4 protein-coding genes and 1 pseudogene are annotated in these 4,145 nt (G+C 67.1%); 3 read left to right on the top strand and 2 right to left on the bottom strand.

The window, feature by feature from the left end; genetic code table 11:
- Nucleotides 1-69: 69 nt before the first annotated feature.
- On the top strand, nucleotides 70-1,245 hold the full coding sequence (locus VEI45_RS23990; protein ID WP_324857009.1) for a cytochrome P450: 1,176 nt from the start codon (nucleotides 70-72) through the stop codon (nucleotides 1,243-1,245).
- A 3-nt stretch (nucleotides 1,246-1,248) separates the two neighbouring features.
- Here VEI45_RS23990 and VEI45_RS23985 read toward each other — a convergent pair.
- Nucleotides 1,249-1,326 (bottom strand): annotated as a pseudogene (locus tag VEI45_RS23985) (TIGR03085 family protein); the annotation flags it as partial.
- Between the two features lie 46 nt (nucleotides 1,327-1,372).
- The gene (locus tag VEI45_RS23980) at nucleotides 1,373-1,771 is read right to left on the bottom strand and encodes a VOC family protein (protein ID WP_324857008.1); all 399 of its coding nucleotides are present in this window, start codon (nucleotides 1,769-1,771) and stop codon (nucleotides 1,373-1,375) included.
- Nucleotides 1,772-1,972: 201 nt separating this feature from the next.
- Here VEI45_RS23980 and VEI45_RS23975 point away from each other — a divergent pair, with 201 nt between their 5' ends.
- Nucleotides 1,973-3,868, top strand: a complete 1,896-nt coding sequence (locus tag VEI45_RS23975; protein WP_324857007.1) for a sensor histidine kinase — start codon at nucleotides 1,973-1,975, stop codon at nucleotides 3,866-3,868.
- Between the two features lie 99 nt (nucleotides 3,869-3,967).
- On the top strand, nucleotides 3,968-4,145 hold a 178-nt coding region (locus VEI45_RS23970), incomplete at its 3' end, for a FitA-like ribbon-helix-helix domain-containing protein (RefSeq protein ID WP_349256714.1).

Genomic DNA, 4,145 nt, shown 5'->3' with positions numbered 1-4,145 from the left:
GACTAAATCGGTTTCAAACTCTACGACGGACACGTTCGTTTGCCGAAGCCGCGCCATCATGGCTACGAAGTGGCTATCGAAAAGTTCCCGATCGGGCGCGGCGCGACCCTGCGTGCGCTGCAGGAGGACCCGCACCCGCTGCTAGCGCGGCTGCGGACGGACGAGCCAGTGTCGTGGCTCGCCGTCCGGGGCGGGTGGTTGGTCACTCGGTACGACCTTGCGGTGAGGGTGCTGCGGGATCCCACTACCTTCACCGTCGACGATCCCCGGTTCTCCACTTCCCGGGTGGTCGGCGCGAGCATGCTTTCGCTCGACGGCGCGGACCACACGCGGCACCGGGAGCCGTTCGCGCATCCGTTCCGCCCGGCGCGGGTGCAGGACCGGTTCGCCGGGTTCGTCGACGCGGAGGCCGATCGGTTGCTCTCGGCGATTCGGCCCGCCGGCAGCGCCGAGCTACGGCGCGAGTTCGCCGGTCCGCTCGCGGTGGCGGTGGTGACCGAGGCGCTCGGGCTGCGCGATGTCAACGCCGACACGGTGTTGTCCTGGTACGCCGCGATCGTGGCGGCGGTGTCCGAGGTGACCGCCGGCAGGCCAGTCACCGCGGCGGGCGCAGATGCGTTCGCCCGGCTGCGGGCCGCTGTGACACGGACTCTCGACTGTACCGACGAACCCTCGCTGCTGAGGGAGGCCGCGCGGGCGCCGGAAGGGCTAAGCCAGGACGAGGTCGCGTCAAACGCGGCGGTGTTGATGTTCGGCGGTATCGACACGGCGGAGGGCATGATTCTCAACGCTGTCCGGCATCTCCTCGGCGACCCCGGGACGGTCCCACTTGTGCGTGAGCACGCCGATCTTTTGCCGAACGCGATCGAGGAGTCGATCCGGTTGGAGCCGGCGGCCGCAATCGTCGACCGCTACGCCACCCGCGACGTCGAGCTGGGGGGCGGTCGAATCCAGCGCGGTGACCTGGTCAGCGTATCGATCGCCGGCGCCAACCGAGATCCGGTCGTGTTCAGCGACCCCGACCGGTTCGACATCCGGCGTGCTAACGCCAGGCTCAACCTTGCCTTCGCGCAGGGTCCACATTTTTGCCTGGGCGCACAGCTCGCCAGGACTGAAACCACGATCGCGGTCGATCGACTCCTGGACCGCTTGCCTGGGCTGCGGCTCGACCCCGACTACCCCAACGCGCCGCGCGGTCTGGTGTTCCGCAAACCGCCTACGCTGCAGGTGCGCTGGACTGTGTAGAACTCACATGCCGAAGTGCGTGCGATGCACCGCCGCAACGGCTTCCGGCGGTCCGCTCACTTCGACCTGCGCTGCAGCGCGATTCAGGGCTTCTCAAACGCGCTGTGGCGAAAGCGCTTTCACGCACCTACTCGGCTTCGCCGCTGGGTCCCTCCTCGGTGTGGAGCTGGATACGGACCAGGTCCGGGCCGGTGACGGTCACCGCCCAGCCCAGGTGCGCCTGGTGCACACCGCTGTGTTCGACATCGAACATGGTGAAGCGCTCTACCCAGCGCAGCAACTCATCGTGGTTGGCGACACTCAGACCGAACAACGGGTAGCCACGCAATGCGGTCAGCGGCTCGTCGGCGCGCCGCAGCAGCAGACGGACACCGCACGGATGTTCCAGCAGCACGGCCGTTACCTCGTTTTCGAGTTCCTCGACCAAGAGTTCGGCGAAATCGAAGACCCGCACATACCAGTCGCTGGCCGCCAGCGGATCGCTGGCCGGCACAGTGACGTGGTGTACGCCAACCAACCGGGGCACTCGATCATTCTCACTGCCGCGAGACAACTGGTTAACCCGCCCCCCACGATGACGTTCACGTCGCGGAGCTTGCCCGCAAGATCGAGGCGCACTGGGCCCGGTCGCATCGTCGGTTGTTATGGCTGGTGACCTTCTGCCCTTCGTGCGCGCGTTTGCCAACTGTAGGTTCGATCCGACGTGTGGCAGTGAAGGGTGATCGCGATGAGCGGCGGAATGTCGGCGGGTTCGACATCGAATGTGAGCCGAGGTCGGCTGCGCGTCTATCTCGGTGTTGCTCCGGGAGCCGGAAAGACCTACGCCATGCTGGCTGAGGCCAACCACCTGGCTGAGCGGGGAGTGGATGTGGTCGCGGGGTTGGTCGAGACCCACGGCCGCGCGGACACCCAGGCCATGCTCGCCACGCTGAAGCAAATTCCGCTCGCCCAGACCAGCCACCGAGGGTCCATCTTCGACGAGCTCGACGTGGACAAGGTGCTGGCTCGACGTCCGGCGGTGCTACTGGTCGATGAATTGGCCCACACCTGCGTGCCGGGCAGCCGCCACGAGAAACGCTGGGAAGACGTGCAGGAGCTGCTAACCGCTGGTATCGATGTGATCACTGCGCTCAACGTGCAACACATCGACAGCCTCAACGACGCTGTCGAAGCAGTCACCGGCATCGCCCAACACGAGACGGTGCCCGACGCGGTCGTGGCCGCCGCCGACGAAATCGAGTTCCTCGACATCACCCCGCAGCAGTTGCGCGCCCGCATCGCCGACACCGATGTCCTGCTGCCAGGCGCCGCCCCGCACGCGCTGACCGGCTTCTACACCGCCGAGCGGTTGGCCGCGCTGCGCGAACTCGCGACGGGCTGGCTGCAGCGGCACGGTCACCTCGGCGCCGCTCCCCCGGTCGCACCGAGCCGGCCATCGGCGGCGGTTGCCTCGCAGCGCGTCGTCGTCGCGTTGACCGGCGACCCGGAGGGCGAGCACGTCCTGCGGCGGGCCGCACAGATCGCCACGCCGATCGGCGCCGAGCTGATCGGGGTGCACGTGCGGGAACCCACAGGCCTGGCGGAGGCTGAGCCCGCATGGCTGTCCAGCCAACGCCGGCTGCTTGGCGAATTGGGTGGCCACTACACGGAATTGGCCGGCATCGATGTCGCCGCCGCAGTACTGGATTTCGCCCGCAACGAGAACGCTCACCAATTGGTGTTGGGCGCGACCCGGCGGTCGCGCCGTCAAGAGTTGCTGCACGGCTCGGTGATCAACAAGGCGATCCGAACCGCCGGCCCGGTCGAGGTTCATGTCATCCCCGCCCGCCGACGATCCCGTCGAAGAGCGGCGTTCAGGCTGACCGTCCCGTCGCTGCGGCAGGTGCCGCTTCCCGGGCTGCGCCGGCTGGCGGCGTGGATCCTCGCGGTCATCGGCCCCGTGGCGATCACGGTCGGTCTGACCCCGTTTCGCGCTCCGCTCGGGCTTACCGGCGCACTGTTGTGCAATCTGCTCGCGGTGCTCTGCGTGGCCCTGCTCGGCGGGGTTCTGCCTGCCCTGCTGGCCACCGCCGTTGCCGTCCTGCTGTCCGACTACTTCTTCACCCAGCCGGTGCACACCCTGCGAGTCAGTAATGCGGTCGATCTGGTCGCCCTGATCACGTTCGGGATCGTCGCGCTCGCGGTCGGAGGCTTGGTCGACGTGCTCACCCGTCAAGGGGTCCGGACCGCGCACGCCGCCGCCGAGGCCCGCAACCTGGCCAGGCTTGCCGCCCGTGCCATGGCCTCGCCTCGCGACCTCAGCGAGACTGTCGATTCGATCCGGCGAACCTTTGACCTCGACGCAGTCGCGGTGCTGAGCGACACCGGCACCGGCTGGAACGTGGAGACCGCCGTCGGCGCGACCCAACTACAGCACCCCGACCAGGCCGACTACCAGGTCCAGATTGGAACCGGACGCATTCTGGTCATCATCGACGCACGACGCACCGCCCGCGAAACCGCGCCGCTGCAAGCGTTCCTCACCGAACTACGACTCGCCAGGGAACGTGCCCTGCTGCAAGCTCTCCCTGACAACGCAGCGCAACCGGCAACTAATCAACGCCAAGCTCGGACCCAGCCTTAGTCAGCACTTGTCTCATCGCCATCTGGCTAAGCGGCGAAGCGACGTCCAATTGGCAGAGGTAAGCCATATCCGGGTCCCGGCAGGTGACCGCATACTTGTATGATGACTGCATTGACTGCAGCTTGGGAGATCAACTTCATGGCAATCCTCACAGTGCGCAATTTGCCCGTGGCGGTGCACCGCGCCCTTCGGGTGCGCGCCGCGCGACACGGCCGCAGCACAGAGGCTGAGGTACGCGCCATCTTGGAGGAAGCGGTAAGGCCAGAAGGGCGCATCA

Origin of the sequence: Mycobacterium sp. (assembly GCF_035623875.1) — a bacterium.
Classification (GTDB): domain Bacteria; phylum Actinomycetota; class Actinomycetes; order Mycobacteriales; family Mycobacteriaceae; genus Mycobacterium.
This window is presented reverse-complemented; position numbering and strand designations above follow the sequence as displayed.

Coding starts and splice junctions, on each gene's coding strand:
- VEI45_RS23975 (WP_324857007.1), top strand. CDS start 1,973: ATGAGCGGCGGAATGTCGGCGGGTTCGACATCGAATGTGAGCCGAGGT.